The organism is Streptosporangium sp. NPDC053982 (assembly GCF_055585205.1).
Genome location: NZ_JBVJKQ010000003.1, coordinates 306,771 through 324,711, shown reverse-complemented (window position 1 = coordinate 324,711; position 17,941 = coordinate 306,771). Strand labels below are relative to the sequence as shown.

Below are 17,941 nucleotides of genomic sequence, written 5' to 3'. Positions count from 1 at the left end.
CCTGCTCAACGGGCGCCGGGGCGGGCGGGATCGCCGCCCGCGCCGCCGGTGTCGATCCGGTAGCCGACGCCGGGCACCGTGGCGATGAGCCACGGCTCACCGAGCCGTTTGCGCAGCGCGGAGACGGTGATGCGGACGGCGTTGGTGAAGGGGTCGGCGTTCCCGTCCCAGGCCCGCTCCAGCAGCTCCTCGGCGCTGACGACCCCGCCCTCGGCGGCCACGAGGACCTCGAGCACGGCGAACTGCTTGCGGGTGAGCGCGACGTAGCGTCCGTCCCGGAAGACCTCCCGGCGGAAGGGGTCCACCCGCAGGCCCGCGATCTCCCTGACCGGGGGCCGGGCGTGGGCGCGTCTGCGGTCGAGCGCCCGGAGGCGCATCACGAGCTCCCGGAGGTCGAACGGCTTGGTGAGGTAGTCGTCGGCGCCGAGCTCGAACCCGGAGGCCTTGTCGTCGATCCGGTCGGCGGCGGTGAGCATGAGGATCGGGATGCCGCTGCCGGAGGCGACGATGCGCCGGGCGATCTCGTCGCCGGAGGGGCCGGGGATGTCGCGGTCGAGGACCGCGAGGTCGTAGGAGTTGACGCTGAGCAGCTCCAGGGCGGAGTCGCCGTCGCCGGCGATGTCGGCGGCGATCGCCTCCAGCCGCAGACCGTCACGGACGGCCTCGGCCAGGTACGGCTCGTCCTCCACGATCAGTACGCGCATGCCGGAAGCCTAGGCGGCCCGGCATATCGCCGGGGTATGCGAGGACCTGTACGCGGCGGGCACTCGGCTCAGCCCACCGGCGCCGGCTCGGGGCGGGACCGGCCCGGCGGAGCCTCCGCCGCGGTGCGCCACCAGCGGTGCGACGCCAGGGCGGCCAGTGCGGCGCCGGCGGCGTTGAGCAGGACGTCGTCCACCGAGGACACCCGGTCCAGCCGCAGGACGTACTGCGCGGTCTCGACCATGATCGAGCAGCCTGCCCCGAGCGCGAGGATCCGCGGTACGGACGCCAGCGCCGCGAACCGCATCGGGGCGAAGAACCCCAGCGCCGCGAAGATCAGCAGGTTGCCGCCGATGCCGAGCGGCCCCATCGTGGGCAGATCCTGCAGTGGGAGCAGACTCACCCGGCCGGGGGCGACGCCGGCCTCCGGGCCGGGCATCATGGTGATCCATACGAACGGCACCGTGCCGTGGACCATGCCCACCTCGGCCAGCGACGTCCGCCACGCCGACGCGGCGCCGGCGGCACGCCGGACGCGCGCCAGAGCCCACGCCACCAGGGCGGACGGCGGCACCGCGACCAGTGTCATGAGCAGCACGCCGTTCTCCGTGCCGAGGCAGCCGTGCCACCGGCCGGCCGCGCAGCTCGGGGCGGCCATCAGGAGCGGCCGCCGCAGGACGAACGCCACGCCCGCCAGGCCGAGGACCGCCAGGCAGGCGAGCACGATCCCGCGCGTACGGCGGGGCGGTGCTGACAGGGATGCACTCCGGTTCATGCCTCCCATCGAAGGGGGAGGGCCGTTGCGGGGACGTATGCGATTTTCGATACGCCGGCGATACACGGAGTCCCCGGTCGTCCCCGGTCGTCCCCGGCCGGCCCCCGCCGCGGGCCGGGACGGCGGGGCGGCGGAGCGGGACGGCGGGGCGGCGGCACGGCCGGTCGCACGCTCCGTCAATGATCGTTACCATCACGTGATTCACGTCACAAAAGCCATGATTTTTCGGACTGATCACGGAAGTGTGACAAGCGTCATATTTGCCCGGTGAAATCGGCCCCTGAACAGTGGCCCGTCGATCGCCCGAGGCGTTTTCGATCTATGTATCTTTTGTGATTCCTTTGCCCTCTCCTGGGAAACAGGGGTAACTTCTGGCGTCGCGGCGAGCAAGCCATGCCACCGCGCCGGGCCCGGCCCGTCATGCCGGCGCCTGTCAAAGATCCATAAAGATCCATTCGGCCGTCGCACCCTGCGAGGAACGCTCCCACCTGCGACGGCCTGCCGAATCCGTGCAGCCAGGAGGCACGGAACCGGGGACCCACCGGCCCGACACGCGGCCAGGGGTGAATCGGCGCGCCCGACGCGCCGTAGGGCTTCTTCCCGGCCCGAACCCGTCAGCTAACCCGGTAGGCGTCAGCGGAAGTCCCAAGGAGAAATCCTGTCTACCACCCCGCGTAACCCCCGTTCGTCGCGCTTTTTCCGCGTTTGCGCCAGTGGTTTCGCCCTCACCGTGACGGCCTCGGCCGGAGCGGTCACGATGGGCTCCCCGGCGGCGCTGGCCGACACGGGAACCGGTCCCGTTCTCCAGGTCAGGAGCACCGCCTCTCAGGTTGAGAGGCCGGTCGCCGCCTCCGCCGCCTCCGCGGCGCACACCAGCGCCAAGAAGACGGCGAAGGCGAAGAAGACCACGCTGAGCAGGACCGCACTGCAGAAGGTGAAGGCGTCCAAGGCCGTCTCGGCGGCCAAGAAGCAGATCGGCGATCCGTACCGGTGGGGAGCCTCCGGTCCCGGCGCGTTCGACTGCTCCGGTCTCGTCCGGTACGCGTGGCGCAAGGCCGGCGTCTCCCTCCCCAGGGTCACGAACAGTCAGTACCGAGCCGTGCGGAAGAAGGTCTCGTGGAGCAGCCTGCGCCCCGGTGACCTGCTGTTCTTCTACGGCAAGGGCCACGTGGGCATGTACGTCGGCAAGGGGAAGATGGTCCACTCCCCGAGCAGCGGCAAGACCGTCAGGGTCGTCCCCCTGAAGGGGTACTACCGGTCCTCCTTCTCCGGGGCGGTCCGTCCCGGAGCCTGACGGATCCCGGCCGCCGCCCCCCTGGAGCGACCGGGAAGACGGCCCCGCCCGTCCCTTCGAAGGGACGGGCGGGGCCGCCGCGCGTCCGGGGCCGGTCGCTAACATCGGACGTGTGCGCGTCCCGACAGAGCGTCGTGCCGTGCTCGCCGGAACCCTGACACTGGCGGTCGCCGCCCTGGCCACCGGCGCGGGCCCGTTCCCCGCGCCGCGCGACCCGTGGCCCGGCGGCTCCGTCACCGTCCGCGGCGAGCACTCCGTCGTGATCGGCCACCGCGTCCCGGCGGCCCGCCTCGCCGACCTGGCGGCCGGCGCCGACCGCGCCCGCCGTACGGTCCTCGACGTCTGGGGGCCGGTCCGGGCGGTGGTCCTGTTCCCCGCGGACGACGCAGAGGCGGCGGCGCTGGCCGGCGCCGCGCCCGCCGCCGTCGCCGGCCTGGCCGCGCTGGCCGACGCGGGCCGGGTGATCGTCCTGCCGTCGGGGTACGCCAGGCTGAGCGGGACCGGCCGGGACGTGGTGCTCGCCCACGAGCTCACCCACGTGGCCACCGGCGCCACCCGCGGCGGCCGGGTGCCGGTCTGGCTGTCGGAGGGGTTCGCCGACTACGTCGGTTACCGTGACGCCGGGATCGCGGTCCCGGCGGCCGCCGCCGAACTGGCCGCCGAGGTGCGCGCGGGCCGCCTGCCCGAGCGGCTCCCCGGCCCCGCCGACTTCGCCGCGGACGCCCCCCGGCGGGCGCAGGCGTACGAGGAGGCGTGGCTCGCCTGCCACTACGTCGCGCGGCGGTACGGCGAGCGGACGCTGGTGAGGCTCTACGGTAGCGATGTCGGCGATGTGCTGGGCCTGTCCCCGGCGGAGTTCGCCGCCGGCTGGCGCGACCACCTGAGAAGGGAGCTGGGTTGACGTCCTCCCCACGCCCGAGGGCGGTGTCCCGGCGATCGGCCGCGCCGGATGCGGCCGACGCCGCAGCGGCGGCGGTCGTGCCCGGGGGGTGGCGGCCCGCCGGATGGGCGCTGGCCGCCCTGGGCGCGGCCACGGTCGCGGTCGTGGCGCTCACCACGCCCTGGCGGGCCCTGCCGTCCGCCGCCCCGGCCGTCGCGCCCGACCCGGCGCGCGACTTCACCGCCGGGCAGATCGCCCGCTCCGAGGCGTTCGACGCCGCGCTCACCGCGCCCGCCTACCTTTCGCTCGGGCTGACCCTCCTGGTCGCCGGGGTGCTGGTGGCAACCCCGCTGGGCGCCCGGCTGCTCGGACGGCTGCGCGGACCCCGGTGGGTGCGGGCGCTGCTCGGCGTCGCCGGGCTGTCCGCGGCGGTCGAGGCCCTACGCTGGCCGCTGGGCATGTGGTCGGAGACGCAGCTGCGCGCCTACGGCCTGTCCACCCAGACCTGGCCCTCCTGGACCGCGGACCGGCTCAAGGACATCGGTGTCCGGACCGCGCTGCTCGCGATCATGGTGCTCGCCGTGACGGTGCTGGCCGGGCGCTTCCGGCGCTGGTGGATACCCGCCGCGGCCGGCGCGTTCACGCTGACCGTGGCCGCGTCCTTCGCCTACCCGGTGGTCATCGAGCCGATCTTCAATGACTTCACGCCGATGGCGGCCGGGCCGCTGCGCGACGACCTGCTGGCCATGGCCGCCCGCGACGGCGTGCCCGTCGAGGACGTCCTGGTCGCCGACGCCTCCCGGCGCACCACCGCGCTCAACGCCTACGTCTCCGGGTTCGGCGCGACCCGCAGGATCGTGGTCTACGACACCCTGCTCCGGGCGCCCGCGAAAGAGGTCGAGCTGGTGGTGGCGCACGAGCTGGGCCACGCGAAGGCGGGCGACGTGCTGTACGGCACGCTCGTCGGGGGGCTGGGCGCCGCCTTCGGCGCCTGCCTGCTGTACCTGGTGCTCGCCGCGGGCCCCGTACGGCGTCGCGCCGGCGTCGCCTCGGCGGCCGACCCGCGGGCCGTGGGCCTGATCATGGGGTTGCTGAGCCTGGCCACGGTCCTGTCCGGGCCCGCGCAGAACCTGGTCAGCAGGCAGATCGAGGCCCGCGCCGACGCGCACGCGCTGGAGCTGACCCGCGACCCGGAGACGTTCGCCGCGATGCAGCGGCGCCTGTCGGTCACCAACGTCTCCGACCTGTCGCCGGACTTCCTGGAATACGTCCTCTACGGTTCTCACCCGACGACGCCGCAACGGATCGCCATGGCGCGCTCATGGGCCCGGCTGAACGGCGTCCCGGAGCCGTGAGCCGCGCGCTGTTCCTCACCAACGACTTCCCGCCCCGGCCCGGGGGCATCCAGGCGTTCGTGCGCGGCCTGGCCGACGGCCGCCCGCCGGACTCGGTGGTCGTCTACGCCCCCCGCTGGCCCGGCTGCGACGACTTCGACGCCCGCCGGCCGTACCCGGTCGTGCGCCACCCCACCTCGCTGATGCTGCCCACGCGCGGGGTCGCCCGCCGGGCCGCCGAGGTCGTGGCGGCGTACGGCTGCGACACGGTGGTGTTCGGGGCGGCGGCCCCGCTCGGGCTGCTCGCGCCCGCGATGCGCGCCGCCGGGGCCCGCCGGATCGTCATGGTCACCCACGGGCACGAGGCGGCCTGGGCCGGCGTCCCCGGCGCCCGCGGGCTGCTGGCGAGGATCGGCGGGCACGCCGACGTGGTCACCTACCTGGGGGAGTACACCCGGCGGAGGCTGGAGCGGGTGATCCCCTCCGGCAGGCTGGCCCGGCTCGCGCCAGGCGTCGACACCGGGGCGTTCCGGCCCGGCGCGGGCGGGCATGAGGTGCGCGCGGCGCTGGGCCTGGGGGACCGGCCGGTCGTGGTCTGCCTGTCCAGGCTGGTACCGCGCAAGGGCCAGGACGTCCTGCTGCGGGCCTGGCCGCTCGTGCTGCGAGCCGTGCCGGAGGCCGTGCTGGTGATCGTCGGGGGCGGCCCGTACCGCCGCACCCTGGAACGGCTGGCCCGGCCGCTGGGCGACGCGGTCCGGATCACCGGGCCGGTGCCGTGGGCCGCGCTGCCGGCCCACCTCGACGCGGGCGACGTGTTCGCCATGCCGTGCCGTACCAGGCTGGGCGGCATCGACGTCGAGGGGCTCGGCATCGTCTACCTGGAGGCGTCGGCCAGCGGCCTGCCCGTGGTGGCGGGCTCCTCCGGCGGCGCGCCGGACGCGGTCCTACCGGGGGAGACCGGCGTGGTGGTGGACGGCACCCGCCCGCGGGAGGTGGCGCGGGCCGTGACCGGGCTGCTGGAGGACCCGGAGCGGGCGCGGAAGATGGGCGAGCGCGGGCGCGACTGGGTCACCCGCGAGTGGGGCTGGGACCTGGTGTCCGCCCGCTTCGCCGAACTGCTGCGGGACCCGGCGTCCACCGGGTCGTGAGCCGGCGCCCGCCGGGCTGTGAGCCGGGGACCTCGTACGGCGGCGCCCGGCCCGCGACGGGCCGGGCGGAGGCGGTGCGGCGGGGGCGCCGGCGGTGCGGCCGGCCGTACGGTGTCAGCCGTACAGGGCGTCGATCCGGTCGGCGAAGTCGCGCATCACGAGGTTGCGCTTGATCTTGAGGCTGGGCGTGACGTGCCCGGTCTCCTCGGTGAGGTCGGTGTCGAGCACCGTGAACTTCTTGATCTGCTCGGCCTTGGACACCGACCGGTTGGCGGTGTCCACCGCCTTCTGCACCTCGGCGAGGACGGTCTGGTCGGTGCTGAGGTCGGCCAGGGAGGCCCCCTCCCTGCCGTTGGTCTTCTTCCACTGCTCGAGGGCCTCGGGGTCGAGGGTCACGAGCGCGGAGACGAACGGCCGGCCGTCGCCGACCACCATCGCCTGGCTGACCAGCGGGTGGGCGCGGATGAGGTCCTCCAGCGGGCCGGGCGCGACGTTCTTGCCGGCGGCGGTGACGAGGATCTCCTTCTTGCGGCCGGTGATGCGGAGGTAGCCGTCCCCGTCCAGCTCGCCGACGTCGCCGCTGTGGAACCAGCCGTCGGCGTCGATCGCCTCGGCGGTGGCCTTCTCGTCCTTCCAGTAGCCGTGGAAGACGTGACGGCCCTTGATCAGGATCTCGCCGTCGTCGGCGACGGCGAGCGTGACGCCCGGGAACGGCTTGCCGACGGTGCCGATCTTGTTGGCACCGGGCATGTTGACCGCGGACGGCGCGGAGGTCTCGGTCAGGCCCCAGCCCTCGAAGACCTCGATGCCCGCGCCGCGGAAGAAGTGGCCGAGCCGCTCGCCCAGCGCCGAGCCGCCCGACACCGCGGCCGACAGTTTCCCGCCGGTGGCCGCGCGGAGCTTCCGGTACACCAGCCGGTCGAACACGGCGCGCTTGACCGTCAGGCCGAGCCCGGCGCCGCCCGCGGACTCGGCGCGGCTCCAGGCGATGGCGACGTCGACGGCGGCGTGGAAGATCTTGCCCTTGCCGCCGGCGGCGGCCGTCTGCTCGGCGCCGTTGTAGACCTTCTCGAACACCCGGGGCACGCCCAGCAGGAACGTCGGCATGGTGGCCTGGAGGTCGGGCGCGACGTTCTTCATGTTGGGGGTGTGGGCGATGACGGTGCCCGTCTCGACGAGCACGATCTCGATCATGCGGGCGAAGACGTGCGCGAGGGGCAGGAACAGCAGCGCCGCCCGGTCCTCGGTGGTGAACAGGGCCTCCAGCGGGCCGGCCGCCACGTTCCGCGCGGTGAACAGCAGGTTGTCGTGGGTCAGCCGGCAGCCCTTGGGCCGGCCGGTGGTGCCGGAGGTGTAGACGATGGTGGCCAGGTCGGCGATGCCGCGGGAGGTCCTGCGCTCGGTCAGGGTCTCGTCGGGCACCCCGGCCCCGGCCGCGCTCAGCTCCTCCAGGGCCCCGCCGTCGATGCGCCAGACGTCCTTGAGGTCCGGCAGCTCGTCCGTCACCTCGCGGACCGTCTCCTCGTGCGAGGCGAGCTCCACGAAGGCGGCCCTGGCGCCGCTGTCGGAGACGATCCACTTCACCTGGTCGGCGGAGGAGGTCTCGTAGATCGGGACGCCCACCGCGCCGGCGGCCCAGATCGCGTAGTCGGCGACGGTCCACTCGTAGCGGGTGCGCGACATCAGGGCGACCCGGTCGCCGGGCTCGATCCCGGCGCTGATCAGACCCTTGGCCAGGGCGGCGACCTGGTCGCGGAACTCCCCGGCGGTGACGTCCTTCCACTCCTCGCCGACCTTGCGGCGCATGACCACGGCGCCCGGCTCCCGATCGGCACGCTGGAACACCGTGTCGGTCAGATTGGCGGAGGGGGGGACATCCACCAGCACGGGGACGCTGTACTCGCGCACGGGCACTCCTGAGGTCACACGGATCGATGGGTCTGCCTGAGGTTCGACGCGACATGTTACGCGTGGGTAAGGCCGCCGACCAGGCGTTGTCCGAGGCGGATTCACGGTATCAGCCCAGCCGTCCGGGACGGTCGCACCGTACCGGTCGCGAATTGATTGTTACTTATGTCCGCTTTCTTGGCCCGGTTAGGATGTCCGCCATGCGGGTTCATGTCGTCAGTGATGTGCACGGTAGGACCGACGCCCTGGCCCGCGCGGGAGAGGGGGCCGACGCGCTCGTCTGCCTCGGGGACCTCATCCTGTTCGTCGACTACGACGACCACTCCCGGGGCATCTTCGCCGAGCTGTTCGGCGCCGAGCAGGCCGCCCGCTTCATCGCCCTGCGCACGGCCAGGCGGTTCGGCGAGGCGCGGGAGATGTCGGCGGCGCTGTGGGCCTCGCTCGGCGGCGACCCCCGCGACCACATCGAGCGCGCCGTCCGCAGGCAGTACGAGGAGACCTTCGCCGCGATGCCGGCCCCGGCCTACCTCACCCACGGGAACGTCGACCTGCCCCGCCTGTGGCCCGACTACCTGCGCGAGGGCCACCGCGTGCTCGACGGGGAGACCGTGGAGATCGGCGGCCTGCGGTTCGGCTTCGTCGGGGGCGGGCTGCGCACGCAGTACCGGACGCCGAACGAGATCGACGACGAGGAGTTCGCCCGCAAGGTGGAGGCCGTCGGCGAGGTGGACGTCCTCTGCTGCCACATCCCCCCGGCCGTCCCCGAACTGCTCTACGACGTGGTCGCCCGGCGCTTCGAGCGGGGCAGCGAGGCCACGCTGGAGGCGATCAGGCGGACGCAGCCGCGCTACGCCCTGTTCGGGCACGTCCACCAGCCCCTGTCGCCGCGCACCCGGATCGGCCGGACCGAATGCGTCAACGTGGGTCACTTCCGCGGCCGGGGAACGCCCTTCGTCCTCGAATGGTGAGCCGGGCGCGCGGCGGTGATCCGGGGAGAGCGGAAACGAGTACGGTAACCCCATGGCTGATCGCACCTCCTCCAGCATCACGATCGACGCCGCCCGCCCGGCCGTCATGGCCGTGATCGCCGACTTCCCCGCCTATCCCCGGTGGGCCGGCCAGGTGAAGGAGGCCGAGGTCCTGTCCACCGGGCCGGACGGCCGCCCGGCCGAGGTCCGGTTCGTCCTGGACGCGGGCGTCATCAACGACGAGTACACCCTCGCCTACACCTGGGACGGCGAGGAGTCGGTCGGCTGGCGGATCGCGAAGGAGGGCCGGATGATCTCCGGGCTCACCGGGCGTTACGTCCTGGACGAGCGGGGCGGCGGCACCGAGGTGACGTACGAGCTCACCGCGGACCTCAAGGTCCCGATGATCGGCATGATCAGGCGCAAGGCCGAGAAGGTCATCGTCGACACCGCCCTGAAGGGACTGAAGAAGCGCGTCGAGGCCGCATGAGCCGCGGCGGGCGGGCTCCGGCGGGTCTGGAGACCGTGCCGGGCCGTCCCCGGGTCATGGCGGCCCGTACCGGGGTCGCGCCGGGCCTGGAGGCCGCGTGAGCCGGGTCCTGCTGTTCACCGGCAAGGGCGGGGTCGGCAAGACGACCGTGGCGGCCGCCACCGCCGTCCTCGCCGCCCGCTCGGGGCGGAGGACGCTGGTGCTCTCCACCGACACCGCGCACTCGCTGGCCGACGCGCTGGGCGTGACGGCCGGGGACGGCCCCGCCGAGGTCGAGCCCGGCCTGCACCTGTACCAGGTGGACACCCAGAAGGCGCTGGAACGCCAGTGGGGCGAGCTGCGCGACTACGCCAGGGACGTCCTCGCCGACCTCGGCCTGGATGAGATCACCGCCGAGGAGATCACGGTGCTGCCCGGCGCGGAGGAGGTCATCGCGCTGCTGGAGCTGCGCGAGCAGGCCCGCGACGACCGGTGGGACGTGATCGTCGTCGACTGCGCGCCCACCGCCGAGACGCTCCGGCTGCTCGCCCTGCCCGAGGCCCTCGACTGGCACGTGAACCGGCTGCTGCCGACCGGCCGGCGGCTGCTGCGCGCGCTCTCTCCGGTGGTCCGCAGGGTGGCCCAGGTCAGCGTGCCGGAGGACCACGTGCTCGGCGCGGGGGAGCGCCTGCACCGGGGCCTGATGGAGGTCCGGGAGCTGCTCACCGGCCCGGACGCCAGTGTCCGGCTGGTCCTCACCCCCGAGGCCGTCGTGCTGGCCGAGGCCCGCCGTACGCTCACCTCGCTCAGCCTGTACGGCTACCGCGTCGACGCGGTGATCGCCAACCGGGTCTTCCCGGCGGGCGGTGCCGACCCGTGGCGGCGCGGCTGGGTGAAGGCCCAGACCGGCCGCCTGGCGGAGGTCCGCCAGTCGTTCTCTCCGCTGCCCCTGCACACGGTTCCCTACCTCGACGCCGAGCCGGTCGGCGCCGACTCGCTCGCCGAGGTCGCCGAGGCCGTGTACGGCGCGGCCGACCCCTTCGCGCCGCCCGCCGGGGACCCGCCGCTGCGGATCACCCCGGAGGGTGAGCTGGTCCTGGCGCTGCCGCTCGCCGAGCGGGACGAGGTGGACCTGGCGCGCAAGGGCGACGAGCTGATCGTCACCGCGGGCTCACACCGGCGGGTGCTGGCCCTGCCCGCCGCCCTGTCCCGCAGAAGGGTGCGTGAGGCGGTGCTCCGCGACGGGGTTCTCCGGGTACGGTTCGAGTCGGGAGGGCCAGATGACTGACATGACCGACAAGACCGGTAAAGCGGAAAGCGCCGGGTCTGACGCGCGGGACGACGTGTGGAGCGGCGTGAGCGACATCGCGCCGGACGGATCACGCGGCGACGCGCGGGACGACGTGTGGGGCGACGTGAGCGACGACGTGGGCGGCACGGTGCGGGACGCCCCACGCGGCACCCGGAACGACCCGCGCGGCGGCGTACGGGACGGCGCGCCCGGCCACGCCCGGAACGACCCGCGCGGCGGTGCGCGGAACGACGCGCGCGGCGGCTCCGCGGACCCGCTGGGCGGCGCCGTCGAGGAGGCGTTCAAGCTCTTCGACTCCCTCCAGCAGCGGGCCGCCAGGGAGCTGGGCAAGAGCCTGGTCAGGGGCGCCGTCCGGGACGTCCGGGGCACCGTCGGCGGAGTCTTCGGCGGTGGCGGTGGCGGTGGCGGTGGCCGTACGGCCGGCCGGGACGTGTGGGAGGAGGCGGTGTCCGGGCACGACGAGTACATCTGCCGGGCCTGCCCCGTCTGCCGGGCGAAGGCGGACCGGCGGGACCGGGAACGCGAGTCGGGCGTCGCGGTCACCGACCACCTGGTGCAGGCGGGCAGCGAGCTGTTCGCCGCCTTCAGGACCGCCGTGGACGGCCTCAACCGGCCCTCGCCCGCACAGCGGGCCCGGGAGCGCCGTCGCGACGAGACCCCGGTGGAGCACATCGACCTGGGGTGACCCCCGAAGTGGAACGGCCGGGGGCGGACCCCGGCGAGAGAGGTTGAGAACATGGCGCTGACCATCGGCGTTGACATCGGCGGCACCAAGGTCGCGGCGGGTGTGGTGGACGAGGACGGCCACATCGTCGAGAACCTGCTGAGGCCCACCCCGGCCCAGAACCCCGAGAAGGTCGCCGAGACCATCGCCGAGGTGGTCAAGGAGCTGTCGGAGGACCGCTCGATCGAGGCCGTGGGGCTCGGCGCCGCCGGGTTCGTCGACGAGACGCGGTCCGTCGTGCGCTTCGCCCCCAACCTGGCCTGGCGTGAGGAGCCGCTGCAGAAGAAGGTCTCCGACCTCGTCGGCCTGCCCGTCGTGGTGGAGAACGACGCCAACGCGATGGCCTGGGCGGAGTCGCGGTTCGGCGCCGGGCGCGGCGAGACCCACCTGGTGTGCTTGACCGTCGGCACCGGCATCGGTGGCGGCATCGTGCTCGACGGCTCCCTCTACCGGGGGCGCTGGGGCATGGGCGCGGAGCTGGGCCACATGCAGGTGGTCCCCGGCGGGCGCCTGTGCGGGTGCGGCAACCTCGGCTGCTGGGAGCAGTACGCCAGCGGCAACGCCCTCGTCCACGAGGCCAAGGAGATCGCCGGCGCCGAGCCGGGCCGGGCGGCCCGGCTGCTGGAGATCGCCGGTGGCACGCCCGACCGCATCGAGGGCCAGGAGGTCACCGAGGCGGCGGGCGAGGGAGACCCGGCCGCGCTGGCCGCGTTCTCCTCGGTCGCGGGCTGGCTCGCCCAGGGGCTGGCCGATCTCACCGCGATCCTCGACCCGGGCTGCTTCGTGCTCGGCGGCGGCGTCTCGCGCGCCGCGGAGTTCTGGTTCGACGAGGTCCGCGACACCTACGCGCGGATCGTGACCGGCAGGGGGCACCGTCCGCTGGCCGAGATCCGCCTCGCCGAGTTGGGCGCGTCCGCGGGCCTGGTCGGCGCGGCCGACCTCGCCAGGAGGCGCTGAGGGGTGCCGGACGGTGCCGGGCGCCCGGTGCGGCACGGCCGCCGGACCACGACGGTGGCCGTGCCGGTGCGGGACGGCGGCGGGACCACGATGCTGACCGTGCCGGTGCGGGACGGCGGCGGCGGACGCCGGGCGGTGACGCGGTGACGATCAGGGTCGCCGCCTACAACGTGCGCTCCATGAAGGACGACACCGCCGCCCTGGGCCGGGTGATCGCCGCGCTCCGCGCCGACGTGCTCTGCGTGCAGGAGGCGCCCCGGTTCCTGCGCTGGCGGAGCAGACGCCGGGAGCTGGCCGCCTTCGGCGGGCTGACGCCGGCGGCCGGCCTTCGCTCCGGAGGGGTGGCCGTCCTGGTCGGCCCGGACGTGCGGGTGCTGCACGGCGCGGGCCACCACCTGCGGTGGTTCCCCGGCCTGGAGCGCCGCGCGGTCGCGATCGCCGTGGTGGAGGCGCGCGGGCAGCGGCTGGCGGTCGGCTCGGTCCACCTCGACCTCGACCGGGGAGCCCGCCTGTACCACGCGGTCGAGGCGCTGGCCCTGCTGCGTGCGACGGCCCGCCGCTTCGACGCCCTGCCGGTGCTCGCCGGAGACCTCAACGAGCAGGCCCACGAGCCGGCCTGGCGCCACATCGCCGGACGGCTGGCCGACTGCCACCCCGTCTCGCCGCGCGGCGACGGCCTCACCTTCCCGGCGCGCGGGCCGCGGCTGCGCATCGACGCGATCTTCGCGGCCGGGGACCTCCGGGTGGTGTCCCGAGGCGGGGGCGGGGCCGACCCGGCCGATCTGACGGCGGCCACCGACCATCTGCCGGTGGTCGCGGAGCTGCGCCGTACGGCCGGCCGGAGCGGATGACCCCCCTCCCGGTGTGCCGAAGATGTCCCGGGAGGGGGGAGTGGCACACGTGATCCCCTCCGGCCCCGTACCATTTGGTGCATGACCCGTCGCCTTCCGCGGCGTGCGCTGGCGCTGTGCGCGGGAGGCATGCTCCTTCTGTCCTCGCACCCGCCCGCCGCGTTCGCCGAGCCCGCCGACCCTCCATCGGCCGGCGTCGTCTGGCAGACGCCGACCAGCGCTCGCCTGAGCAGCGACGGGTCGCTGTCCGACGTGGCCGGGGTCTCGGCGAGCAGCGCCTGGGCCGTGGGCCAGCAGAGCGTCTGGGACATCTGGCAGAGCCGCGGGGCGATCGCCCACTGGGACGGCTCGGCCTGGAGTGAGGTCGGCGTCCGGAACGACCCCACCGGGGCGGGCGTCCTGCGCTCGATCGCGGCGGCCTCCCCGACGGAGCTGTGGGCCGTCGGCGAGGGCCACGACGGCCTGCCGTACCTCGCGCGGGGGGACGGCACGGGCTTCGACCGGTTCGCCGTCGACGGGCTGCGCGTGGGCGACTGGCTGGGCGGGGTGGCCGCGACCGGCGGCCGGATGGTCTCGGTCGGCCGCCGCGGCAAGCAGCCGATGATCCTCACGGTGACCTCCGCCAAGCGGAAGGTCACCGCGCTCAAGGGCGAGGGCACGCTGTACGGCGTGGCGCTGTCCGGCAAGGACGACGGCTGGGCGGTGGGCGACGACGGCGACGGGCCGCTGCTCGCCCGGCTCTCCGGCGGGCGGTGGAAGACCGTCAAGGCCCCCGACATCCCCGACGGCTACCTCCGCGACGTCCACATCGACGGACCGAAGCGGGCACTGGCGGTCGGCGGCGTCTACCGGGGGGACTCCGGCGAGGCCGGTCCGCTGATCATGTCGTGGAACGGCAAGAAGTGGTCCCGGGTGCGCGTGCGCGGAGACCGGATGAACCTGTACGGGGTCACCGGCGACCACAAGGGGCACTTCTGGATCTCCGGCGTGGACCTGAAACGGCCGGGGGAGGCGTTCCTGCTGCGGTACGACGGCCGCACGCTCAAGTCCGTGCGCGGCGCCCCGGCCGAGGCCCGGCGCACCGTCCGGCTCCAGTCGGTCGCCTACCTCCCCAAGGACGGCGGCGTGCTGGCCGTGGGCCACGTCGTGGACGCCAAGGGCCGCTACACCGACGTCATCGAGCGGTTCGGCCTCCCGGAGCGGGCCAAATCCTGACCCGCCCGGCGGGACGCCGCGCCGGACCACGGCGTCGCGGTCCGGCCCGCCCGGCCGTGTGCGGCGCCGGACCACGGCGTCGCCTGGCCCGTCCGTTCGCGCGCCGCGTCAGATCACGGCGCCGTCGTCCCAGCCGGAGTCGCTGGGCGGCCCGTCGCCCATCCGCACCACCAGCGCCACGAAGCCGCCGATGAACGCGGCGACCGCGGTGAAGAGCACCCAGCCGGGCAGGCTCCAGTCGAGAGCCGCGCTGAGCAGCAGGTAGGCCGGACCGCCGAACAGGCCGAGCCAGGCGATCTTCGTGGTGGCGTCGGTCTTGGGCAGCGGGGGCGGCGGCGGGGGCACGTAGTGGCCCTCGTCCGTCTCCTCGCGGTCCTCCGGGTCCTCCCGGCCGTCGTCGCCGGGAGCGTCGCCGTCGCCGTAGTCGTCCTCGGCGAGGAGTTCCTCGTCCGAGCGCCGGACCACCCGCGGGGCGGGCTCCGCCGGGAGGTTCTCGCTGTCCGGCCACGGCTGATCCGCCGAGTCGCGCTCGGCGGTGTCATTGAAGGACGCGACGATCTGACGCCAGACCTCGTCCTCATCGCTCTGCGGCGTCACCTAGCTGGGCCCGTCACTCATCGGGCGGCCTCTTTCTCCCGGAAACCGCACATCCCCCACCCGCGTTCAACTTCCTTGCAAGGGTACAGAGGCGTTCGTGTCGATGAACTCCAGGCTCCTCGCAAAGATCTGTTCGGCGTCGTTGTCGAGCGTCGCGACGTGATAGCTGTCGCGGAGTTCCACCACATCGAGATTCCCCCTCGTCAGCTTCTCACGCAGAATGCGCACACTGGTCGGTTTCACCACATGGTCCTGCGGGCTGTGGAATACCAGCACCGGCTGGGTGATTCTTTCCAGGTCGGCCTGGGTCAGCGCCCACAGCCGGGGGAGGGTGGCGGCGGCCTTGACCGGCGTGCGCGTGTACCCCAGCTCGGACACCCCCTCCTTCTTGATGTCCCCGGCCACTCCCGGCACGGAGGAGACCACCAGCCGCAGCAGCGGCGCGAGTCTCAGCAGTGGGACGTCGTTGGCCACCGAAGGGTTGACGACCACCACGCCCCTGATCGCCCGGCCGTGCACCTCGGCCAGCCGCAGCGCCAGACAGCCGCCCAGCGACAGGCCCATCACGAACACCTCGGCGCAGTCGGCCCGCAGCCGGGCCAGCGCCTTGTCCAGCTCGGCGTACCAGTCCTCCCAGCGGGTGTGGCTCATCTCCTGCCAGGTGGTGCCGTGGCCCGGCAGCCGGGGCAGCGACACGGTCAGGCCGGCCGCGGCGAGATACTCGCCCCAGGGACGCAGCGACTGGGGCGAGCCGGTGAACCCATGACAGAGCAGCACGCCGATCTGTCCACCTCTGTGGTGGTACGGTTCCGCACCAGGCATGACTGGCATCGCAGCTCCTTGTCAGGTCCGCCCGATCGTCGCACGAGTGGGCCGTGTTTTGCGAGAGGTGGATTTGGGTGGTTTCGCGGTGTAGTTGGCTGAGTCCGAAAGTGCGAAGATAACTCCAGTTCGACGCCTGTCAACCGAAGGAGCCCCGCGTGTTCTACTGGGTGGTGAAGGCCATCCTCTGGCCCTTCCTCCATCTCATCTTCCGCCCGTGGGCGGAGGGGGTGGAGAACGTACCCGTGGAAGGGCCGGTGATCCTGGCCGGCAACCACCTGTCGTTCGCCGACCACTTCTTCGGGGCGCTGCCCCTGCCGCGCAAGGTGATCACCCTCGGCAAGTCCGACTACTTCACCGGCAGCGGCCTCAAGGGGCTCGCCAGCAAGGCGTTCTTCAGCGGCGTGGGCACCGTCCCGATCGACCGCTCCGGCGGCAAGGCCAGCGAGGCCGCGCTGCGCACCGGCAAGCGCATCCTCTCCGAGGGCCACGTGCTCGCGATCTACCCCGAGGGCACCCGCACCCACGACGGCCGCCTCTACAAGGGCAAGACCGGCGTGGCCCGCCTGGCGCTGGAGTCCCGCGTGCCGGTCGTCCCGTGGGTGATGGTCAACACCTTCGAGATGATGCCCCCCGGCCGCCCGCTGCCCAGACTGGGCATCCGCCCGGGGGTGAAGTTCGGCAAGCCGCTCGACTTCTCCCGCTACTACGGGATGGAGGAGGACCACCTCGTCCTGCGGGCCGTCACCGACGAGATCATGTACGCGCTGATGGAGCTCTCCGGCCAGGAGTACGTCGACAAGTACGCCGCCACCGCCAAGGCCGAGGCGGCCCGCGCCGCCAAGGACGCCGCCCGCGCCGCCAAGGAGGCGGCCAGGGGAGCGGCCCGCGCCGCCAAGGACGCGGCGAAGGACGCCGTCCGCGCGACCAAGGACGCCAGGAACATCAGGAAGGCCGGGGAGGCCAAGCACGACTAGGTCCTGTTCCGTGGATCCTCGCCACGGCGGAGAACCGCGGAACGGAACCCGGGACGTGCGGCTGGGCCGGGCCTCGTGGTCCGGACGGACCCTAAGCTGGCTGTCATGGCCGCCGAGCCCATCGATCCCGACGTCGATCTCACCGACGAACGCCAGCGGGGCGAGCTGAGCCGCTCGCACCACGCCGTCCTGGCGATCGTCGCCGCCGGCGGGGCCGCCGGAGCCGCGGCCCGGTACGGCGCCGGCCTGCTGTGGCCCACCCCGGACGGCTCCTTCCCGTGGACCACGCTGGGCGTCAACGCGGCCGGCTGCCTGCTGATCGGCGTCCTCATGGCCGCCCTGGCCGCGGCCCCGGCGGCCCCGGCCTGGATCCGGCCGCTCCTGGGCACCGGGGTGCTGGGCGGGTTCACCACCTTCTCCGCCTTCAGCGTGGACATCCAGGGCCTGCTGATCGGCGGGCGTCCCGGCGCCGCCCTCGCCTACCTCGCGGCCACCCCCGTGGTCGCCCTGACCGCGGTGACCGCCGGGTCGCGTGCCACCCGGGCGATCCTGTGAGCTGGCTGCTGGTGCTGCTCGGGGGCGCCCTCGGCGCGCCCCTGCGCTACCTCACCGACCGCGCCGTCCAGGCCCGCCACGCCACGGCCTTCCCCTGGGGCACCCTCGTCGTCAACATGATCGGCTCGCTGGTGCTGGGCGCGCTGACCGGGGCGGTGCTGTCCGGAGCCGTGGGCGCCGGCCCGCAGCTGCTGCTCGGCACCGGCCTCTGCGGGGCGCTGACGACCTACTCGACGTTCTCCTACGAGACGCTGCGGCTGGCCGAGAGCGGGTTCAGGACGCTCGCCGCCGCCAACGTCGCCGCCTCGGTCGCCGCCGGTCTGGGCGCGGCGACCGTCGGCTTCGCGATCGCCCGCGCCCTCACCGGCTGACGGCGTCGTCCCCGTCCGGCCGACCGTCGCCGCCCCGGCCTCCGTACGGGCTCCGGACCGGCGGCCCGGTCACGCTCGCGTG

Annotated in this window: 20 protein-coding genes and 1 riboswitch; of the genes, 15 read left to right on the top strand and 5 right to left on the bottom strand. The window is 73.9% G+C overall.

Features of this window, described 5'->3' with window-relative positions:
• Positions 1 to 5 precede the first annotated feature (5 nt).
• Positions 6 to 704, bottom strand: coding sequence for a response regulator transcription factor (locus ACZ6W9_RS06735; RefSeq protein ID WP_389955013.1), 699 nt, complete (start codon positions 702 to 704; stop codon positions 6 to 8).
• 68 nt (positions 705 to 772) lie between these two features.
• Entirely contained in the window at positions 773 to 1,477 is a 705-nt protein-coding gene (locus ACZ6W9_RS06730; RefSeq protein ID WP_470116841.1) for a VanZ family protein, read from the bottom strand.
• Positions 1,478 to 1,966: 489 nt separating this feature from the next.
• Positions 1,967 to 2,125: riboswitch (cyclic di-AMP (ydaO/yuaA leader) on the top strand.
• Between the two features lie 82 nt (positions 2,126 to 2,207).
• Here ACZ6W9_RS06730 and ACZ6W9_RS06725 point away from each other — a divergent pair.
• The 4 genes from ACZ6W9_RS06725 to ACZ6W9_RS06710 all read left to right on the top strand — a co-directional run bounded on the left by ACZ6W9_RS06725 (position 2,208) and on the right by ACZ6W9_RS06710 (position 6,133).
• On the top strand, positions 2,208 to 2,771 hold the full coding sequence (locus ACZ6W9_RS06725; protein ID WP_389955009.1) for a C40 family peptidase: 564 nt from the start codon (positions 2,208 to 2,210) through the stop codon (positions 2,769 to 2,771).
• 112 nt (positions 2,772 to 2,883) lie between these two features.
• Complete coding sequence (locus ACZ6W9_RS06720) at positions 2,884 to 3,672, top strand: hypothetical protein (protein WP_389955006.1); 789 nt, start codon at positions 2,884 to 2,886, stop codon at positions 3,670 to 3,672.
• Positions 3,669 to 5,006 (top strand): M48 family metallopeptidase, encoded by a 1,338-nt coding sequence (locus ACZ6W9_RS06715; protein WP_389955004.1) that lies wholly within the window; start codon positions 3,669 to 3,671, stop codon positions 5,004 to 5,006. Before ACZ6W9_RS06720 ends, ACZ6W9_RS06715 begins: the two co-directional genes overlap by 4 nt.
• A complete protein-coding gene (locus tag ACZ6W9_RS06710) occupies positions 5,003 to 6,133 on the top strand; it encodes a glycosyltransferase family 4 protein (RefSeq protein ID WP_389955000.1) in 1,131 nt (376 codons plus the stop codon). The genes ACZ6W9_RS06715 and ACZ6W9_RS06710 overlap by 4 nt, the downstream gene beginning before the upstream one ends.
• A 114-nt stretch (positions 6,134 to 6,247) precedes the next feature.
• Here the strand turns inward: ACZ6W9_RS06710 and ACZ6W9_RS06705 are convergent, their stop codons facing one another.
• Positions 6,248 to 8,041, bottom strand: a complete 1,794-nt coding sequence (locus ACZ6W9_RS06705; protein ID WP_389954998.1) for an AMP-dependent synthetase/ligase — start codon at positions 8,039 to 8,041, stop codon at positions 6,248 to 6,250.
• A gap of 200 nt (positions 8,042 to 8,241) precedes the next feature.
• Between ACZ6W9_RS06705 and ACZ6W9_RS06700 the strand changes: the two genes are divergently transcribed.
• The 8 genes from ACZ6W9_RS06700 to ACZ6W9_RS06665 all read left to right on the top strand — a co-directional run bounded on the left by ACZ6W9_RS06700 (position 8,242) and on the right by ACZ6W9_RS06665 (position 14,537).
• A complete protein-coding gene (locus ACZ6W9_RS06700; RefSeq protein ID WP_389954995.1) occupies positions 8,242 to 9,009 on the top strand; it encodes a metallophosphoesterase family protein in 768 nt (255 codons plus the stop codon).
• A gap of 52 nt (positions 9,010 to 9,061) precedes the next feature.
• The gene (locus tag ACZ6W9_RS06695; RefSeq protein WP_389954992.1) at positions 9,062 to 9,499 is read left to right on the top strand and encodes an SRPBCC family protein; all 438 of its coding nucleotides are present in this window, start codon (positions 9,062 to 9,064) and stop codon (positions 9,497 to 9,499) included.
• A 97-nt stretch (positions 9,500 to 9,596) separates the two neighbouring features.
• Entirely contained in the window at positions 9,597 to 10,766 is a 1,170-nt protein-coding gene (locus tag ACZ6W9_RS06690) for an ArsA family ATPase (protein ID WP_389954989.1), read from the top strand.
• Positions 10,759 to 11,475, top strand: a complete 717-nt coding sequence (locus tag ACZ6W9_RS06685; RefSeq protein ID WP_389954986.1) for a hypothetical protein — start codon at positions 10,759 to 10,761, stop codon at positions 11,473 to 11,475. The genes ACZ6W9_RS06690 and ACZ6W9_RS06685 overlap by 8 nt, the downstream gene beginning before the upstream one ends.
• A 51-nt stretch (positions 11,476 to 11,526) precedes the next feature.
• Complete coding sequence (locus ACZ6W9_RS06680; protein WP_389954984.1) at positions 11,527 to 12,471, top strand: ROK family glucokinase; 945 nt, start codon at positions 11,527 to 11,529, stop codon at positions 12,469 to 12,471.
• 3 nt (positions 12,472 to 12,474) lie between these two features.
• The gene (locus ACZ6W9_RS06675; RefSeq protein WP_470116840.1) at positions 12,475 to 12,618 is read left to right on the top strand and encodes a hypothetical protein; all 144 of its coding nucleotides are present in this window, start codon (positions 12,475 to 12,477) and stop codon (positions 12,616 to 12,618) included.
• Positions 12,615 to 13,322, top strand: coding sequence for an endonuclease/exonuclease/phosphatase family protein (locus ACZ6W9_RS06670; protein WP_389954981.1), 708 nt, complete (start codon positions 12,615 to 12,617; stop codon positions 13,320 to 13,322). Before ACZ6W9_RS06675 ends, ACZ6W9_RS06670 begins: the two co-directional genes overlap by 4 nt.
• Before the next feature lie 81 nt (positions 13,323 to 13,403).
• Positions 13,404 to 14,537 carry a hypothetical protein gene (locus tag ACZ6W9_RS06665; RefSeq protein WP_470116839.1) on the top strand — a complete coding sequence of 378 codons (1,134 nt, stop codon included), beginning with the start codon at positions 13,404 to 13,406 and terminating at the stop codon, positions 14,535 to 14,537.
• A gap of 108 nt (positions 14,538 to 14,645) precedes the next feature.
• Here the strand turns inward: ACZ6W9_RS06665 and ACZ6W9_RS06660 are convergent, their stop codons facing one another.
• Together ACZ6W9_RS06660 and ACZ6W9_RS06655 are read right to left on the bottom strand one after the other, a co-directional pair.
• Complete coding sequence (locus ACZ6W9_RS06660; protein WP_362934372.1) at positions 14,646 to 15,134, bottom strand: hypothetical protein; 489 nt, start codon at positions 15,132 to 15,134, stop codon at positions 14,646 to 14,648.
• 66 nt (positions 15,135 to 15,200) lie between these two features.
• Complete coding sequence (locus ACZ6W9_RS06655) at positions 15,201 to 15,965, bottom strand: alpha/beta hydrolase (protein ID WP_362934375.1); 765 nt, start codon at positions 15,963 to 15,965, stop codon at positions 15,201 to 15,203.
• 149 nt (positions 15,966 to 16,114) lie between these two features.
• Here ACZ6W9_RS06655 and ACZ6W9_RS06650 point away from each other — a divergent pair, with 149 nt between their 5' ends.
• The 3 genes from ACZ6W9_RS06650 (at position 16,115) to crcB (ending at position 17,859) form a co-directional block, all read left to right on the top strand.
• Entirely contained in the window at positions 16,115 to 16,933 is an 819-nt protein-coding gene (locus ACZ6W9_RS06650; RefSeq protein WP_389954974.1) for a lysophospholipid acyltransferase family protein, read from the top strand.
• Positions 16,934 to 17,038: 105 nt separating this feature from the next.
• Positions 17,039 to 17,488 (top strand): fluoride efflux transporter FluC, encoded by a 450-nt coding sequence (locus tag ACZ6W9_RS06645; protein WP_389954971.1) that lies wholly within the window; start codon positions 17,039 to 17,041, stop codon positions 17,486 to 17,488.
• Positions 17,485 to 17,859: a fluoride efflux transporter CrcB gene (gene crcB, locus ACZ6W9_RS06640; protein ID WP_389954968.1), complete on the top strand. Its 375-nt coding sequence runs from the start codon at positions 17,485 to 17,487 to the stop codon at positions 17,857 to 17,859. The genes ACZ6W9_RS06645 and crcB overlap by 4 nt, the downstream gene beginning before the upstream one ends.
• Positions 17,860 to 17,941: the final 82 nt, after the last annotated feature.

Bases quoted from the DNA above. Each gene is read 5' to 3' on its own strand.
- ACZ6W9_RS06735 (WP_389955013.1), bottom strand. From the start codon at position 704: ATGCGCGTACTGATCGTGGAGGACGAGCCGTACCTGGCCGAGGCCGTC.
- ACZ6W9_RS06730 (WP_470116841.1), bottom strand. From the start codon at position 1,477: ATGAACCGGAGTGCATCCCTGTCAGCACCGCCCCGCCGTACGCGCGGG.
- ACZ6W9_RS06700 (WP_389954995.1), top strand. From the start codon at position 8,242: ATGCGGGTTCATGTCGTCAGTGATGTGCACGGTAGGACCGACGCCCTG.
- ACZ6W9_RS06695 (WP_389954992.1), top strand. From the start codon at position 9,062: ATGGCTGATCGCACCTCCTCCAGCATCACGATCGACGCCGCCCGCCCG.
- ACZ6W9_RS06685 (WP_389954986.1), top strand. From the start codon at position 10,759: ATGACTGACATGACCGACAAGACCGGTAAAGCGGAAAGCGCCGGGTCT.
- ACZ6W9_RS06680 (WP_389954984.1), top strand. From the start codon at position 11,527: ATGGCGCTGACCATCGGCGTTGACATCGGCGGCACCAAGGTCGCGGCG.
- ACZ6W9_RS06665 (WP_470116839.1), top strand. From the start codon at position 13,404: ATGACCCGTCGCCTTCCGCGGCGTGCGCTGGCGCTGTGCGCGGGAGGC.
- ACZ6W9_RS06655 (WP_362934375.1), bottom strand. From the start codon at position 15,965: ATGCCAGTCATGCCTGGTGCGGAACCGTACCACCACAGAGGTGGACAG.
- ACZ6W9_RS06645 (WP_389954971.1), top strand. From the start codon at position 17,039: ATGGCCGCCGAGCCCATCGATCCCGACGTCGATCTCACCGACGAACGC.